The organism is Smaragdicoccus niigatensis DSM 44881 = NBRC 103563 (assembly GCF_000380645.1).
In the GTDB taxonomy this organism is placed as follows: Bacteria; Actinomycetota; Actinomycetes; order Mycobacteriales; family Mycobacteriaceae; genus Smaragdicoccus; species Smaragdicoccus niigatensis.
The window spans coordinates 302,381-317,569 of record NZ_AQXZ01000017.1 but is presented as its reverse complement, the minus strand read 5'-3'; the positions used below and the strand labels follow the sequence as shown (position 1 = coordinate 317,569).

Below are 15,189 nucleotides of genomic sequence, written 5' to 3'. Positions count from 1 at the left end.
TCGATGCACCGACCACTAGTTCTGCGCTAGAGCACGCTGCCTCAACTTAGCGTGACCAACGTCACGAGCCTAGTTCCTTGCACAGTTTTGTCTAAGCAAGCAGGTGGCGGTCCGCGTGTCGGCAGGGTCACCGGCGTGTCACGTTTTGACGCATCGTTCGATGCGAAACGGCCAAGGGACCTGACAGCTTCGCCATCAACATATTTCGATGGAAAGACTGTCAGGTCCCTTGGCCGTTGAGCTACTTCTTCGGCTTGTCCGAACCCGCCTCGGACGACAGCGCAGCGACGAAGGCCTCCTGCGGCACGTCGACGCGACCGATCGTCTTCATGCGCTTCTTGCCCTCTTTCTGCTTCTCGAGCAGCTTGCGCTTACGGGTGATGTCACCGCCGTAGCACTTCGCCAAGACGTCCTTACGGATTGCGCTGATGTTTTCGCGCGCAATGATTTTGGAGCCGATAGCGGCCTGGATCGGCACCTCGAACTGCTGACGTGGAATGAGCTGCTTCAGCTTCGTGGTCATCTTGTTCCCGTACGCGGCGGCGGAGTCGCGGTGCACGATCGCCGAGAACGCGTCAACGGCCTCACCCTGCAAGAGAATGTCGACCTTGACGAGATCGGCAACCTGTTCGCCGGACTCCTCGTAGTCGAGCGACGCGTAACCCTTGGTGCGCGACTTCAGCGAGTCGAAGAAGTCGAAGATGATCTCGCCCATCGGCAACGTGTACCGCATCTCGACGCGCGTCTCCGAGAGATAGTCCATACCCCCCAGCTCGCCGCGGCGCGACTGGCACAGCTCCATGATCGTGCCGATGTACTCACTCGGCGTCAGGATCGAGCACTTCACGACCGGTTCATGGACTTCGCGGATCTTGCCCGACGGCCAGTCCGTGGGGTTGGTGACAACCCGATCCGAGCCATCCTCGCCGACCACTCGGTACACGACGTTCGGGGCCGTGCTGATCAGATCGAGATTGGACTCACGCTCGAGCCGCTCCCGCGTGATTTCCATATGCAGCAGCCCGAGGAATCCACACCGGAATCCGAAGCCCAGCGCGACCGAGGTCTCCGGCTCCCACACCAGCGCTGCGTCGTTGAGCTGAAGCTTCTCGAGTGCTTCACGCAGCACCGGATAGTCGGAGCCATCCACCGGATACAGACCCGAGTAGACCATCGGCCGCGGCTCGCGGTAGCCGGTGAGAGCCTCCGTCGCACCGTTGCGCATCGAGGTGACAGTGTCACCGACCTTCGACTGCCGAACGTCCTTCACACCCGTGATGAGGTAACCAACCTCACCGACGCCAAGGCCCTGAGTGGGCTTCGGCTCCGGCGACACGATGCCGATTTCGAGGAGTTCGTGCGTTGCGCCCGTCGACATCATTTTGATCTTCTCGCGCGGCGACAGCTTGCCGTCCACCACACGGATATAGGTGATGACGCCTCGGTAGGTGTCATAGACCGAGTCGAAGATCATCGCGCGCGCGGGCCCATCAGCGTTACCGACGGGCGGCGGCACCTTACGGATCACGTGATCGAGCAGTTCTGGAACACCCATGCCGGTCTTGCCAGATACGCGCAGCACGTCGTCGGGTTCGCAGCCAATGATGTGCGCGATCTCCTCGGCATAGCGTTCCGGGTCAGCCGCCGGCAGGTCGATCTTGTTCAGAACCGGGACGATCTCCAGTTCTTTGTCGAGAGCCATGTAGAGGTTCGCGAGCGTCTGCGCCTCGATGCCCTGCGCAGCGTCGACCAGCAGAATCGCGCCCTCACATGCCTCGAGTGCACGGGAGACCTCGTACGTGAAGTCGACGTGGCCGGGTGTGTCGATGAGGTGCAGAACGAAGTTCTCGCCCTTGTGCTCACCCTCGCGAACGGTCCATGGAAGTCGGACGTTCTGCGCCTTGATCGTGATTCCGCGTTCCCGCTCGATGTCCATGCGGTCGAGGTACTGAGCGCGCATGTCACGTTCGGCCACGACACCGGTGAGTTGGAGCATCCGGTCGGCCAGCGTGGACTTGCCGTGGTCGATATGCGCGATGATGCAGAAGTTCCGGATCTGGCTCGGGTCCGTGAACGTCGTGTCGGCGAACGTGGAAATCGTCTGTACCTCTCTCACAGGGGTGCATACAGAATCTCACAGTTCAAGGGCGTGACTATCCTCAGAGGTTATGGCGATCAACTGGGGCTCCCTCGGGCGTGATCTCGGCAACTTCGTGGTCCAGCAGGGTCCGAAGCTCATTGGCCAACTCCAGAAACCGCCCACGAAGCAGGGCCGCCCCGTCGCTTCCAATGCGCGACCGACTGAAGAGCGTGCGCGTCGCATCGCGTACTCCCCCGACCTCGACGGCAAAGCCGACCCCGGCGAAGTCGTGTGGACGTGGGTCACGTTCGAAGAAGATGCCACTCAGGGCAAGGACCGCCCGGTTCTCGTCGTCGGCCGGATCGGCCCGAAACTTCTCGGCTTGATGCTGTCGTCGAACCCCCGGCGTGAGGCCGACCCGAACTGGATGTACCTCGGCGAAGGCGAATGGGATGCCGAGCGCCGGCCGAGTTGGATTCGGCTGGATCGGGTGCTCGACGTGCCGGAGGCCGGTATTCGGCGCGAGGGTGCCGTGCTTGGGAAGGTGGCGTTCGAGCAGGTCGCGGTGCGATTGGTGAACGAGTACCGCTGGCGGCGTTAACCGCTAGGCCGAGCCCCCGACCTGTACCCGTCCAAAGCGAACGTCGAATCTCTCGGACAGCGCCGTCAGGGCGGACACACAGTGCTTCCGGTCAGCCCGCTGAGTAAGCAGCAAACCGATCGCCCCGGCCATTCGGCGCGGTGCTGGATACCAGCGATCGAAGTCCAACCCGCAATCCAAGATGACCTTGTTCGGCAGGGCACCGGCGACGATCCCGAGGTTCAGCAGCGACTGCGTGAAGGCGGCATACATGAGGGCCGTCCTGGACTTCTCCCCGAGCGCCTCTAGGTCAAGTTCGTAAAGGCCTGCGGTGCCAAGTTTCTCGCGAAACATCAGATGGCTGACGTAATACCCCGCGAACGAGGTGAAGGGGCCCGTGACGCACGACCGCAATTGCACAGATGCGACGTTCCCCGATTCGGAAACGAATGGCTCATACGGGTGTGGCGTCCGGACCAGGTAGCCCGTGCAATTGACGATCCAGCTACCCGCCGGGATGGGCAGCTTTCTCCCGTCCCGGAAGACCAGTTCCGGGCCAGCCGGCGAATCAGCCACATCGGCCAGATAACCCGCCTCGACGTGGTCCAGCCCAGACTGCACTGTCGTGCACTCCTGTTCCGACAGATAGGCGCTGAAGAACTGTCGGGCAGCACCGGCCGGGTTGAGGCCGTAGGTCTCCTGGAACCAGCGCGCGACGTCGTCTTCATTGGTGCCGTCGAACCGAAGTGCGGTTTCTCGCAGCATGGCGTTGATGCGCGTTCCACCCACCCAGCGCTGCACGCCCGTCGGGAAGAACGTCTCGCGCCGGGAGAAGAAGGTGCCCGATCCGGCGACCATGTTGACCGACCGCCCGGGATCGGCCGTCAACAGCATGTGCGCGGTGTCGATCGCGGTCTTTCCGCTGCCGATGATCCAGACCGGGCTGACACTGGCGGTCAGTTCCTCGGACTCAGCGGTCAGCCGCTCTGGCGTCGTCGAGCGAACGTTCGCACTCGACAACGACAACGGACTGCTCGGGAGCACGCGGTTCCCGAAGGCCTTGATCAGCCGCTTGGTGGTCACGACGCGCACCTGACCGTCCGGCGCGCGGAACCGCACGTGAATCGATCCGGCCGCTTCCTCATGATCGAGGTATTCGCAGCCGAACTGTTCGGTGAGGTCGACCTTGTGCCGTGCGACATCGACGCAATGCTGCAGGTGGTCGAGCACTTCTGTCTTGGCGGCGAGATAACTTGGCTCGCGGCGGGGCCGCCACGCGATGTTGCCAGCGGTGAAGATCCGGTGTGGCTGGTGCAACCGGACGTAGTCGTAGGTGTCGACCCACATGCCGCCAGGCCGCTGGCGTGCATCCACCAGAACAACGCGGTCGTTCCGACCGAGGTACTTGGTCGCGGCAACCAGGGCATTGAGACCGGCGATGCCCGCACCGACGACGCAGAGCTCGAACGTATCCGGTGTCGTCGTGACGCCTGCATCAGCCATGACGACAGTGTGGGCCTAACGTCAGCCCAGTTGGGTCAGTTCGACAGTCAGGCCCGGAACACCTCGACGATCTTCGTGCAGAAAGCCGGCAGATCCTGCGGGTTCCGGCTCGTGACGAGCTGATCGTCGACGACCACTTCCTCGTCCGTCACTTCCCCGCCGGCGTTGCGAATATCGGTGTGAATACTCGGGTAGCTCGTGAGGGTTCGCCCGCGAACGACATCCGCCTCGACGAGCATCCACGGCCCGTGGCAGATCGCGGCGACCGGCTTCGAGCGGGCGAAGAATCCCTTCACGAAGTCGACCGCTTCTGGACTGCGGCGGAGTTTGTCGGGATTGGTTGTCCCACCAGGCAGGAGCAAAGCGTCGAAGTCGTCGGGCGTGACGTCGCCGACGAGTTGGTCCACGACGTAGGAGTTTCCCTTCTCGACGTCATGATTCATCGCCTGGATCTGGCCGAGGTGCACCGAAACCAACTGGGTCGTCGCACCTGCCGCCGAGAGCACATCCCGAGGCTGAACGAGTTCGACCTCCTCGACGCCGTCCGTGGCGAGAATCGCGACTTTGAGGCCGATCAAGGAACGAGTGGGTGAGGTCATGACAGCCGCGTACCCGGCGGACCTGCGGCCAAACAGCCACCGCGCTGCACCCTGACGCTGGTTTTCCGGCGCGGACGAACCAACGTCAGGGTGCAGAGCGTCTAGCCCAGCCGCGTCACCTCAACGGTCACCTTCAAGTCCGCCGTACCGCCGCCCGAGATGATTCCCTTCAGCGGCGCCACATCGGAGTAATCACGGCCCGTTCCGACAGTCACGTGCTGCTCGGTGATCGGGGTGTTGTTCGTCGGGTCGAGGCCCCACCACGATCCCGTCCACGCCTCGATCCAGGCGTGGCTCTCCCCGATTTCGGTCTTACCGATCTCGGCCGACTTCTTCGGATGCAGGTAGCCGGACACGTAACGTGACGGAATTCCCATGGTGCGCAACAGAACCAACGTCAGGTGGGCATAGTCCTGGCAGACACCCTTGCGGTCCGCCCACGCTTCGACCGCCGAGGTGTGCACCGACGTCGAACCCGCTTCGTACTCCATCTCGGCATGCACCCAGTTCACTGCCGCGATGACGGCCTGCACCGGGTTCGCGCCCTTCATCAGGGTCTTCGCTATCGCGGTGAGCTTTCGATCGCGGGGCACGTAGCGGCTCGGGACCAATAGCTCGTGGTACCGGTCAGCGACCACATCGGTCGCGAGATCCTCCCATGACGCCTCCGACTCCGCCGGCACCCAACTGCGGTCCGTTTCGACGACCGACGAACTCGTCACGATGAGCTGCAGGTGCGGCGCATGCAGGTCGAATGCCGTGACCGCAGTGCCCCAGTAATCGAGATACCGGTAACCACGGGTCGCGGGAGATGTCTCGACACGATTGAGGATGACGTTCTGCCGGGTGTCTCCGCGGGGCGTCACCCGAGCCTCGTTGAACGACGTCACCACCGGGTGGTCGTACTCGAACTCGGTCGTGTGCACCACACGCATACGCCAGGTCACGCTTCTCCCTCCACCAATGCGCCGGTTCGCGCCGACGAATCCACCCACGCCACCCAGGGCGCAGCGTGGAAGTACTGCAGGGCGATCGATTCACCAACCGCACGGCACGTCTGCTGCAGTGCAACGAGACGGTCGGCAAGTCCGTTCATGAGCTCGCCTTCACCCATGAACTCCAGTTCCGACCGCGCCCGGCCGAGCAGTCGCTGCGCCTCGTGTCGCGAACCGACCCAGCCAGCCGGCCGTTGATCGAGTTCGAGCAGGCAGCGCTCGGCAACGCGCACCGTATGGAACACCGACCTCGGGAAAAGCCGGTCCAGCATGATGAACTCGGTCACCAGTGCCGCATCGAGAACGCCGCGGTAGGTGCGGAGATAGCTGTCGTGGCCGCCTGCAGACCGCAGCAGCGTGACCCACGCCGGCGAGGAAGTCTTGTCTCCCGCACGCGACAGCAGAAGTCGCACCATCATGTCGATCCGTTCGATCGACATGCCCAGCAGGAGGAATCGGTAGCCGTCGTCGCGGCTCATCGTCGAGTCCGTGAGGCCGGCGAACATTGCGGCGCGTTCCTTGATGAAACGGAAGAACTCGTGCGGCCCGAGACGCTTGGCGGCCCGCTCCCGATCACCGAGCGCGTTGTAGGTCGTGTTGAGGCACTCGAACATCTCGGTCGAGGTCACCTCGCGGGCGCCGCGCGCGTTCTCCCGAGCCGCGGTGATCGAGTTGACGATCGAATTGCTGCTTTCCCTGCTGAACGCGACGACCTCGGTCACCGACCACACATCGAGCACGCCCTCTGGCGGCTCGATGCCGAGGACGCGAAGCAGCTGCCGGGACATGCGGTCCGGGTCGACCGTCGCGTCTTCGAGCAGTTGGTGCACCGCAACGTCGAGGATTCGCGAGGTGTCATCGGCGCGCTCGACGTAGCGCCCGATCCAGTACAACGACTCCGCGTTACGTGCGAGCATCGGTGCCCTCCTCGATCCGGCCTTGCTGCTGCTGTTGCTGCTGCTGGGATGACGTGAGCTCGGGCCCTTGCACTGCCTCGCCGACTTCTGGTGCGTCACCGACGAATTCACCGCCGCCGAGTTCACGCTCGGTGCTCACGAATGGATTCGCGAGTACCCAGGTGTCCTTGCTTCCGCCGCCCTGGCTCGAGTTCACGACGAGCGAACCCTCCCGCAACGCGACGCGAGTGAGGCCGCCGGGAAGAACCCAGACGCTGTCGCCGTCGTTGACCGCGAACGGCCGCAGATCGAGGTGCCGCGGCACGAGCTTGTCCCCCACGCGCGTCGGCGAGGTCGACAGCTGCACGACCGGCTGCGCGATCCAGTCCCGCGGATTGCCCCTGATCTTGCGGGACATTTGGTCGAGCTCCTTCTGGGTGGCTGTGGGTCCGAACACGATGCCGTAGCCGCCCGATCCCTCGACCGGTTTGATAACCAGCTCGTTGATCCGGTCGAGGACCTCTTCGCACTCCTCCTCGAGCCAGCAGCGATAGGTGTCGACGTTCTGGAGCAGTGGCTTTTCACCGAGGTAGTACTCGATGATCGTGGGCACGTACGTGTAGGTGAGCTTGTCGTCGCCGACGCCGTTACCGACCGCACTGGAGATGACCACGTTGCCCGCGCGAGCCGCGTTGAGGATGCCGGCGATGCCTAGCACCGAGTCCGGACGGAAGTGCATCGGATCGAGGTAGTCGTCGTCGATTCGCCGGTAGATGACGTCGACCTGGCGCTCCCCTGCCGTCGTCCGCATGTACACCGTGTTGTCGCGGCAGAACAGGTCGCGACCTTCGACGAGTTCGACGCCCATCTGGCGCGCGAGCAGCGAATGCTCGAAGTACGCCGAGTTCGCGACACCCGGTGTCAACACGACGACGGTCGGGTCGGCGACGTTCGAGGCCGCGGACTTTCGGAGCGCACGCAAGAGGTGGCTTGCGTAATCGCCGACCGCACGAACCCGGTGCGAGGTGAACAGGTCCGGGAAGACGCGCGCCATGGTTCGGCGGTTCTCCATGACGTAGGAGACGCCGGACGGCGAGCGCAAGTTGTCTTCGAGGACGCGGAAGTCACCCGCTTCGTCGCGAATGAGGTCGATGCCGGCGACGTGAATCCGGACTCCGTTCGCCGGCGCGAATCCGACCGCCTCGCGGTGGAAGTGCTGGCAGGACGTCACCAGCCGCTTCGGAATCACGAGGTCGCGCAGGATCTGCTGCTCGCCGTAGACGTCGGCGAGGAACATCTCGAGAGCCCGGACCCGCTGGCTGATGCCCTGCTCCAGCTTCGACCACTCCGCGGCCGCCAGCACGCGCGGAACGAGGTCCAGCGGGAATGGTCGCTCCTGGCCGGACAGCGAGAATGTGACGCCTTGGTCGACGAAGGCTCGGGCAAGCGCTTCAGCGCGAGCCCCCAAATCGCCTGGTTCCGATGGAGCCAGTGCGTCGTAGATGCCCTTGTACGCCTTCCGTACCGTTCCGTCGTCGAGGAACATCTCGTCAAAGGCACGTTCAAAGTGCTTTGCCTCGTTGTATCCGTCGAAGACGGCGGCCGCGGCGTCCGCGAGCGAACCTCGGGGTGGAGGCGTTCGGGTGCTCATGGGTACCCATGCTTCTACAGGCGAGGAAACAGCGCTGTTTTAGCCACGTAAAATTTGCGCGACAGCGGTACCAGTTCGGCTCCGGATTCTCACGGTTTGGGTCAATCGATCACGGCTGGTAATCTGATGCGTCGGCAGAGTCGTGGTTCATCACCTCGCCGCCCACTTACCCCCACCCGCCGGGCAGACCGGCACCTAGCCGGAACACAAAGGACAGCACGCGTGGCAAACATCAAGTCTCAGATCAAGCGGATCGGCACCAACGAGGCTGCTCGTCAGCGCAACCAGTCGGTGAAGTCGGCGCTGAAGACGGCCATCCGTCAGTTCCGCGAGGCCGTCGCCGCTGGCGAGACCGACAAGGCCGGCGACCTGCTGAAGTCGGCGAGCCGCAAGCTCGACAAGGCCGCCAGCAAGGGCGTCATCCACACCAACCAGGCTGCCAACAAGAAGTCGGCCATGGCGACCGCCCTCAACAAGGCGTAATTCCAAGCTTCACGATCGGGCAGGGTCCACCACGGACCCTGCCCGATTTTTTGTTGCGTGCCTAGGCTGAGACTCAGCCGACCTCGGGAGGTGCGATGTCCACTCGGCAATCAATGACATTGTTGGCCGCGCTCGCCGCTGTTGCTGGGTTTGTGGCGGGCTGTGGAAAGGAATCGGGGACGGCGGTGGGCGAATCCTCGAGAGCCACCACCGCGGAAGCCACGACGACCGAGGAAACCTCGACGTCCACGGAACCGACGGGAACCGTTCGCTTCGAAGTCTCCGGAAGCGGTACCGCCTATTCGATCGACTGGGACCCCGGCGAGAACGGCAAGGCGGACCGCAAAACGAACGTCGACCTCCCCTGGTCCGCGGAGTTCCCGGACCCCGGCGACGTGCTCGTCTACCAGGTCGTCATCGTGGGCGGCTCAGACGTTGGATGCCGCATCTTGATCAACGACAAAGAGGTGGCGTCGGAGCCGCCGGGTGGCAGCGCGCACTGTTCGTACACGCCGTAGCGTCAGCGGGCGCTTGTTCGATAGCACAGCATCCCGTCGGTCAACCGGTGGGCCGTTGCCCGGTCAGCACCGACGAGCTCGGACTAATGGTTGGGAAACGCGGCCTAATGGTTGGGAAACGCGGCCCGAAGAAGCTTGGTTTCGGTGCAGATACTGCGCTTCGACACCGAGTGCGGCCGGTTTCCCCGCAGGCCAAGCCCGATCCCACCTCAGACAGATCCGAGCCACGCGCGCAATCCGCGAATAACAGTGGCACCGCTGCGGATCTGGTGTTGGTCGTGGCTTTGCCCTCAGATGCTGATGACGACTTTCCCGCTCGTACCGTGTTCCACAAGTTCGTGGGCGACGGCGATGTCATTGAGCGTGAGTCGCTCTGCGATGGTGACCTTCAGTTGCCTGGCAACGAGTGCCTGAGTGAGTTCGGTTGCCGCACCGGCTTTTACGGCGGGTGGGAAGTCGTCGCTGCCCAGCAGACGAAGCGTCGTGTCGGCGAAGCCGAGTTTCCAGTACGGGATCCGAGGCCGGTCGTTGCTGGAGTAGTAGGCACTGATGACGCCGCCGACAGCGATGACCTCGGCGTTGATGTCGATGTGGGCGTTGAAGTCGACGTCGGCGACGCGGTGTATGCCCCCTGGAGAGGCCTGGCGGATGCGTTCGACGAGATCAGGGTCGCTGTCGTGAAGCGCCGTTTTGACGCCGAAGCTGCGGACGATTTCCCGCTGTTCTGGAGTGCGCACGACAGCGGTCACAGACGCCCCGTCGCGGATCGCCATTTGTGTGGCGATGGACCCGACCCCGCCGGCGGCGCCGTAGACGAGCACATTGAGTCCGTTGACGGACCCATCGGCGAAGACAGCGCGATACCCGGTGATCCCAGCGATACCCAGGCTTGCAGCCTGCTGCAGGATCTCGGGTGAGACGTCATCTGGCAGTGTCAGGGCGAGTTCGCTTGGTACAACGGTGTACTCGGCAGCCGTCCCGAAGGCACGGTAGGACTGAGCGCCGTAACACCAGACGGTTTCCCCGATGCGGCTCCGATTGACTCCCTGCCCGACCGCGTCGACGACGCCAGCACCGTCGCTGTGTGGGATCACTCGCGGAAACGGCATTGGCGAGCCTAACCAGCCGGAACGTTTCTTGACGTCCCCGGGGCTCATGCCGGAGTACCGCATTTTGATGCGAACCTCACCCGGCCCGGGGTCGGGTGTGGGCAGCTGCCCCAGCACCAGAACCTCGTGTGCTGGTCCGCGATTGTCGTACCAAGCTGCTCGCATCAGGCGTGTCCTTCGGTGTCGGTGGGTTCGTAGGAGATCAGTGGGCGATGGTGCCCGGCCGTACGGATCGCGGCAAGCGCACCTGCGACGTCCCATCAGAAGCACGTAGCACTGACAATGACATCTCCAGGTCGATCGTGCTGCCATCAGCCCGCTGCGCTGTCACGGTCGTTGGCTCGCCAGCACTATCGGTGGGCGTGGCAACCGGCCCCGCACCTGACGTCGAGGGTCAGGCGGCCTCTGACTTGTTGAACATGTAGCGGGCGATCTTCCACTCGCCACCGCCGCGGGTGAACACGAAGACCTCGCGGTTCGCCTCATCCACCGTGATGCCCGGTTCGAGAACACTCACCTGACCTTTGGAGTCGGTCGTGGCGAACGCCAGGTCGCCGTTGACGACGACCTCGTGCACGGTGAACGCGACGTTGAGCTTGATCGTGTTGAAGATCTGTCGGTAGGCAGCCAACAGCTCGCCGGTTCCCGTCGCGGTCGGCAGGTTGTACGGGTAGAACACGCCGTCTGCCGCGTACTGAGCGACCGCCACCTCAGCGTCGGAGTCGTTCAACGACGTCGCGTACCGGTCGAGGACCTCGCGGATCTTTGCCACATCACTGCTGCTCATCTTCGCTCCCATTGTTCGTGTGCGGATTATCCCTATGCGGACTATATCTATAACAACTGTCCTCGCGCTAGTATTTCCGGGTGGCCGAAGAAGATTTGACGATGCCTCGGAAACATGAGGTCGCGTGGCGTCAGTGGCTGCGCGCTCACGCGCTGCTCGAACGTAAGCTCGACGGTGATCTACGCACCGAACACGGGTTGAATCTGCTCACCTATGACGCGCTCGTGCAGCTGTCGGAAGCGCCCGAACGGCGCCTCCACATGAAGGACCTCGCCGAAGCCCTTGTTTACAGCACGAGCGGGCTAACCCGAATCGTCGACAACCTCGAGCGCAGCGGCTTCGCCAGACGTGAAGTCGATCCCAACAATCGACGCGCCACCTTGGTCGTTCTCACCGATGAGGGGTTCGCAACTCTTGAGGCCGCGTGGCGCACGCACGCCAGAGGAGTTCGCGACCATTTCACGCGCCACGCCACGGTCGCTCAGGTCACGGCCATTGCCGACGTCTTCCGCAAGGTCGTCAACGATCTAGAACCCCCGCGCAGCTAACAGCAGAATGTAGAGATCCGGGCCGGACTCGACAACGCGCTCGCTGCGGTCACCCCGGCTGCGGCCGAAGCTGGCGAAATTCTGACGGACCAACCCATCGCACCAGCAGTGGAAAGAATGGGTCTCCCCTGACATCCCGTACACGACCCTCTGCCCCGATCTACCGATCAAGCCTGACTGACGACCTCACGAACGCAGCGCCACGATCTTTCGCACCGCCGATTCGAGCGCATAGCCGGAGTCGTACGCCCCGCCCTTGACGTCGCCGTTGAGTTTCGCCGCGAGCTTGAGCGCCTCAGCGATCGAGCTCGACTTCCAATACCGAGCTTCGTTCTGAAGTCGTTCGACCGCCTTCGGAGGCGCGCCGATCGTCGACGCCAGGCTCATGGCGCTCACCCGGCCAGCAGCGTGCGTGCGCGCGAGACGGTGCATCGCCTCGCCGATCGCGTCGGCGAGAACAACGTGCGGCGTGCCCTTGTACATCGCCCACCGCAGCCCTTCGAGCGCGGCCTTCAGGTTTCCTTCGACGACCCGGTCGGCAATGTCGTATCCCTTGACCTCAGCGCTGCCCTGGTAGTACTTCCGGACCGCAGCGACGTCGACCTTGCCGCCCGTGTCCGATAGCAGCTGCGAGACCGCCGCCGCGAGTTCGCGGACGTTGGTACCGACGCCGTCGACGATCGCCGCCGCGATTTCGTTGGTCACCCGCACGCGGTGGTTGCGGAATTCGTTGCGGACAAATCCCTCGAACTCGTTGGACCACTTGAGCTTCTTGCAGTCGTAGGTCTGCGCGCCGGCCTTCTGCAACGTCCCGACCATCGACTTCGCGCGGCCGCCCCCGCTGTGGACAATGACGAGCGAGATGCCTTCTGGAACGTCCGCGACGACCTCTTCGATCGCGGCCACGGCCTCTTTGCCGGCCTCGTCGGCGTCGTCGAGAATGACGACGCGAGAATCCGCGAACAGGGACGGGCTGAGCAGTTCGGCCAGTTCAGCTGGGGTGACATCGCCCGCCCGAACACGATCGACCGGCATATCAGGCTGCCCGGCACGGGCCTGGGCCACGACGCTGCTCACCGCGCGCTCGACGAACAAGTCCTCATCACCAAGGACGAGATGAACCTGCGGGGAGTCACTCACTGTTCGATCGTCGCATGCGCCACCGACAGACCTGCAAGGCAACCCAGTACCGACACGAATGCCACCTTCCGAACAACAGGTATCCGCATCGCCAGGAGCGCCAGCGCAACAGCAATGGCGGCCGACACTGCGGCGAAAACACCGTCGTGGACGGGAAACGACGCCCACGACACTCCCGCCGCCCACCGTGCGACGCTCAGGAGCCACCACAGCGGCGGGCCGGTCAGTCGGATCACCAGCACCGCCAACGGCTCCCACCCGACCGCGAGAACCGCGCCCGCCGCACCGAGGATCGTCACCGGCGCGACGACCGCCGCTACCAGGACATTCGCAACGACGCTGACGACCGACACCGTCCCCGTCAGGCCGACAATGACCGGCAGCGTGACGACGTAGGCACTCGATGCGACCGCCACGGTCTCGGCGATGAACCGCGGCACTCCCCTTTCCCGGAGCGACTCGCTCCACCCCGGCGCAACGAGGATCAGACCCGCGGTGGCCACCACCGACAACAGAAAGCCAGCCGAGACGGCGAGAGCGGGATCCATCGCGATCAGTACGATGATCGCCGCGCCGAGCGCGGGCAATGCCTGCTTGGACCGGCCGATGACCAGCGCCAGCACTCCGATCGAACCCATGGCAGCGGCGCGCACCACACTCGGCGACGGGCGCGCCAGAACTACGAAGAACCCGAGCACAACCACGCACAACACCGCGGTCGACTTCGGGCCGACGGCGACCGCGCGTGCCAGGGCCAACACTGCGGTCAACAGGATCGCGAAGTTCGCCCCGCTGACGCTCGTCAGATGCGACAGTCCGGCTGCTTTCATGTCGTCGACGACGTCTCCGGGTGCGTGAGACATGTCCCCCACGACCAACGCAGGAAGCAACCCGGCGGCGTCCGCCGGCAGCGCATCCGAGGCCGCGACCGCGAACCGCTCCCGAATGTGCCCCGCCAGACGCTGGTACCAGGGGGCCTCGCGAATCAGCTGTGGTGCCCCGCTCGCCCGGATCGTCCCCGCGGTGAGATCCCTGCGCGTGGGCTTGGCCACCGTCCCGCGCACGAGAACCGTCTCCCCCGGCATCACGTCCCGCCACGTTCGACCCGCCGCCATAATGCGGACAGCCACCGACCCCACATTGGCAGCGACGGTGACGGTGCCACCCGACAGCTTCGGGTCGTCACGAACCTCGACGACGACTTCGACATCCGATCCCGGCTCCGTCATCCGGAGCCAATGCGTCGACACCGCGGCCTCGCGCCAGGCGACGGAAACGGCGACCGCAAACGCCAGAACAATCGTTGCAAGAATCGCTTCGCGGGCCCTCGAGAACAGCATGCCCACCGCAACGACACCCAATCCCACTGCCGCACAAATCATCCCGATTCGCCAACCGCACGCAATCACCGCCACGGCCACCAGCCACGACGCCAACGCCGGAAACACCAGCCGGCCATCAAAGACCTGGGTCATACCGTCACGAGATCCCGTAGTTTGCTCAGCCGACTCGGGCCGATGCCTTCAATCTGGGCCAACTGATCGACCGAATCGAAGCGGCCGTTCTTCTTGCGGTACTCGACAATCGACGCCGCGGTCACCGGACCCACACCCGGCAGACCGTCGAGTTCGGCCTCCGTCGCAGTGTTGAGGTTGACCTTCGCGCCCTGACCGCCGGGACCCGACGATCCGCCCGCAGACAGCACGGCGCTGGGATTGCTGCCGCCGGACGCCGACCCGACCACAACCTGATCGCCGTCGTTCAGGCGCTGCGCAAGATTGAGCGCGACGAGGTCAGCACCTCGCGCGGACCCGCCCGCAGCCTCGATGGCGTCGGCGACGCGCGCGCCGGGCTTGAGCTTCACCAGCCCAGGATCGAGCACTAACCCAACGACACTGACGACGATGTCCGTGGGCACCACCGTGCTCGACGCGGTCGCAGCGGAGACCGGCATGACCGCGGGCACCGGGCCGCGCTCGGGTGGTTGCCGCAGGACGAGAGCTGCGGCCACGATCGCGATCACCGCGCCGAGGCCGGCCAGCGCGAGCGTCCCGCGGCGCCCGGGATCGAGTCGCGCCGTGCGCAGTCGCTCCGGCAGCCAACGCTTCGACGGCGACTCCTCCGGCTCAGCCTCAAGCCAGTCCGGAACACGACCCTCGTCTGGGTCGGCCGGCGAGGCCGCGGCCGGGGATGCGTCGGCCGGCGATGATGCAGTCAGCGCACGGAGCCGGCGCCGGGTGAGTTCGCGGTCCTCTGTCGTCGTCACAAGACGGGACGCTATCGACGGCGTCGGTCCGGCG

General features: G+C 64.4%; 15 protein-coding genes. 4 read left to right on the top strand and 11 right to left on the bottom strand.

The features are described from left to right. Positions 1 to 241 precede the first annotated feature (241 nt). Positions 242 to 2,116 carry a translation elongation factor 4 gene (gene lepA, locus F600_RS0114205; RefSeq protein WP_018161286.1) on the bottom strand — a complete coding sequence of 625 codons (1,875 nt, stop codon included), beginning with the start codon at positions 2,114 to 2,116 and terminating at the stop codon, positions 242 to 244. 52 nt (positions 2,117 to 2,168) lie between these two features. Between lepA and F600_RS0114200 the strand changes: the two genes are divergently transcribed. Continuing rightward, on the top strand, positions 2,169 to 2,681 hold the full coding sequence (locus F600_RS0114200; RefSeq protein WP_018161285.1) for a type II toxin-antitoxin system PemK/MazF family toxin: 513 nt from the start codon (positions 2,169 to 2,171) through the stop codon (positions 2,679 to 2,681). A 3-nt stretch (positions 2,682 to 2,684) separates the two neighbouring features. On the opposite strand, the gene F600_RS0114195 is transcribed toward F600_RS0114200, so the two are convergent. From F600_RS0114195 to F600_RS0114175, 5 genes are all read right to left on the bottom strand, one after another. Beyond that, positions 2,685 to 4,163 carry an FAD-dependent oxidoreductase gene (locus F600_RS0114195; RefSeq protein ID WP_018161284.1) on the bottom strand — a complete coding sequence of 493 codons (1,479 nt, stop codon included), beginning with the start codon at positions 4,161 to 4,163 and terminating at the stop codon, positions 2,685 to 2,687. 47 nt (positions 4,164 to 4,210) lie between these two features. Further along, complete coding sequence (locus F600_RS0114190) at positions 4,211 to 4,762, bottom strand: type 1 glutamine amidotransferase domain-containing protein (protein ID WP_018161283.1); 552 nt, start codon at positions 4,760 to 4,762, stop codon at positions 4,211 to 4,213. 101 nt (positions 4,763 to 4,863) lie between these two features. Continuing rightward, positions 4,864 to 5,709, bottom strand: a complete 846-nt coding sequence (locus F600_RS0114185) for a transglutaminase family protein (RefSeq protein ID WP_018161282.1) — start codon at positions 5,707 to 5,709, stop codon at positions 4,864 to 4,866. After that, positions 5,706 to 6,674 (bottom strand): alpha-E domain-containing protein, encoded by a 969-nt coding sequence (locus F600_RS0114180; RefSeq protein ID WP_018161281.1) that lies wholly within the window; start codon positions 6,672 to 6,674, stop codon positions 5,706 to 5,708. Before F600_RS0114180 ends, F600_RS0114185 begins: the two co-directional genes overlap by 4 nt. After that, positions 6,661 to 8,304 (bottom strand): circularly permuted type 2 ATP-grasp protein, encoded by a 1,644-nt coding sequence (locus tag F600_RS0114175; protein WP_018161280.1) that lies wholly within the window; start codon positions 8,302 to 8,304, stop codon positions 6,661 to 6,663. The genes F600_RS0114180 and F600_RS0114175 overlap by 14 nt, the downstream gene beginning before the upstream one ends. Before the next feature lie 222 nt (positions 8,305 to 8,526). On the opposite strand from F600_RS0114175, the gene rpsT reads away from it, so the two are divergent. Both rpsT and F600_RS28345 read left to right on the top strand, forming a co-directional pair. Continuing rightward, positions 8,527 to 8,787, top strand: a complete 261-nt coding sequence (gene rpsT / locus F600_RS0114170; RefSeq protein ID WP_018161279.1) for a 30S ribosomal protein S20 — start codon at positions 8,527 to 8,529, stop codon at positions 8,785 to 8,787. 95 nt (positions 8,788 to 8,882) lie between these two features. Beyond that, complete coding sequence (locus F600_RS28345; protein ID WP_081628845.1) at positions 8,883 to 9,305, top strand: MmpS family transport accessory protein; 423 nt, start codon at positions 8,883 to 8,885, stop codon at positions 9,303 to 9,305. Between the two features lie 290 nt (positions 9,306 to 9,595). Here the strand turns inward: F600_RS28345 and F600_RS0114160 are convergent, their stop codons facing one another. Together F600_RS0114160 and F600_RS0114155 are read right to left on the bottom strand one after the other, a co-directional pair. Beyond that, positions 9,596 to 10,579 (bottom strand): NADPH:quinone reductase, encoded by a 984-nt coding sequence (locus F600_RS0114160; RefSeq protein ID WP_026306536.1) that lies wholly within the window; start codon positions 10,577 to 10,579, stop codon positions 9,596 to 9,598. A gap of 229 nt (positions 10,580 to 10,808) precedes the next feature. Then, complete coding sequence (locus F600_RS0114155; RefSeq protein WP_026306535.1) at positions 10,809 to 11,201, bottom strand: YybH family protein; 393 nt, start codon at positions 11,199 to 11,201, stop codon at positions 10,809 to 10,811. Positions 11,202 to 11,281: 80 nt separating this feature from the next. Between F600_RS0114155 and F600_RS0114150 the strand changes: the two genes are divergently transcribed. Continuing rightward, the gene (locus tag F600_RS0114150) at positions 11,282 to 11,749 is read left to right on the top strand and encodes a MarR family winged helix-turn-helix transcriptional regulator (RefSeq protein WP_211220071.1); all 468 of its coding nucleotides are present in this window, start codon (positions 11,282 to 11,284) and stop codon (positions 11,747 to 11,749) included. A gap of 186 nt (positions 11,750 to 11,935) precedes the next feature. On the opposite strand, the gene holA is transcribed toward F600_RS0114150, so the two are convergent. Genes holA through F600_RS0114135 form a run of 3 tightly spaced genes read right to left on the bottom strand, consistent with a single transcriptional unit; the run spans position 11,936 to position 15,155 of the window. Beyond that, positions 11,936 to 12,889, bottom strand: coding sequence for a DNA polymerase III subunit delta (gene holA / locus F600_RS0114145; RefSeq protein WP_018161274.1), 954 nt, complete (start codon positions 12,887 to 12,889; stop codon positions 11,936 to 11,938). Continuing rightward, positions 12,886 to 14,364 carry a ComEC/Rec2 family competence protein gene (locus F600_RS28340; protein ID WP_018161273.1) on the bottom strand — a complete coding sequence of 493 codons (1,479 nt, stop codon included), beginning with the start codon at positions 14,362 to 14,364 and terminating at the stop codon, positions 12,886 to 12,888. The genes holA and F600_RS28340 overlap by 4 nt, the downstream gene beginning before the upstream one ends. Beyond that, entirely contained in the window at positions 14,361 to 15,155 is a 795-nt protein-coding gene (locus F600_RS0114135) for a helix-hairpin-helix domain-containing protein (RefSeq protein WP_018161272.1), read from the bottom strand. Before F600_RS0114135 ends, F600_RS28340 begins: the two co-directional genes overlap by 4 nt. Positions 15,156 to 15,189 lie beyond the last annotated feature (34 nt).

Excerpts from the sequence above, each read along its gene's own strand:
- F600_RS0114200 (WP_018161285.1), top strand. The coding sequence starts at position 2,169 with ATGGCGATCAACTGGGGCTCCCTCGGGCGTGATCTCGGCAACTTCGTG.
- F600_RS0114195 (WP_018161284.1), bottom strand. The coding sequence starts at position 4,163 with ATGGCTGATGCAGGCGTCACGACGACACCGGATACGTTCGAGCTCTGC.
- F600_RS0114190 (WP_018161283.1), bottom strand. The coding sequence starts at position 4,762 with ATGACCTCACCCACTCGTTCCTTGATCGGCCTCAAAGTCGCGATTCTC.
- F600_RS0114180 (WP_018161281.1), bottom strand. The coding sequence starts at position 6,674 with ATGCTCGCACGTAACGCGGAGTCGTTGTACTGGATCGGGCGCTACGTC.
- F600_RS0114175 (WP_018161280.1), bottom strand. The coding sequence starts at position 8,304 with ATGAGCACCCGAACGCCTCCACCCCGAGGTTCGCTCGCGGACGCCGCG.
- F600_RS28345 (WP_081628845.1), top strand. The coding sequence starts at position 8,883 with ATGTCCACTCGGCAATCAATGACATTGTTGGCCGCGCTCGCCGCTGTT.
- F600_RS0114160 (WP_026306536.1), bottom strand. The coding sequence starts at position 10,579 with ATGCGAGCAGCTTGGTACGACAATCGCGGACCAGCACACGAGGTTCTG.
- F600_RS0114155 (WP_026306535.1), bottom strand. The coding sequence starts at position 11,201 with ATGAGCAGCAGTGATGTGGCAAAGATCCGCGAGGTCCTCGACCGGTAC.
- F600_RS28340 (WP_018161273.1), bottom strand. The coding sequence starts at position 14,364 with ATGACCCAGGTCTTTGATGGCCGGCTGGTGTTTCCGGCGTTGGCGTCG.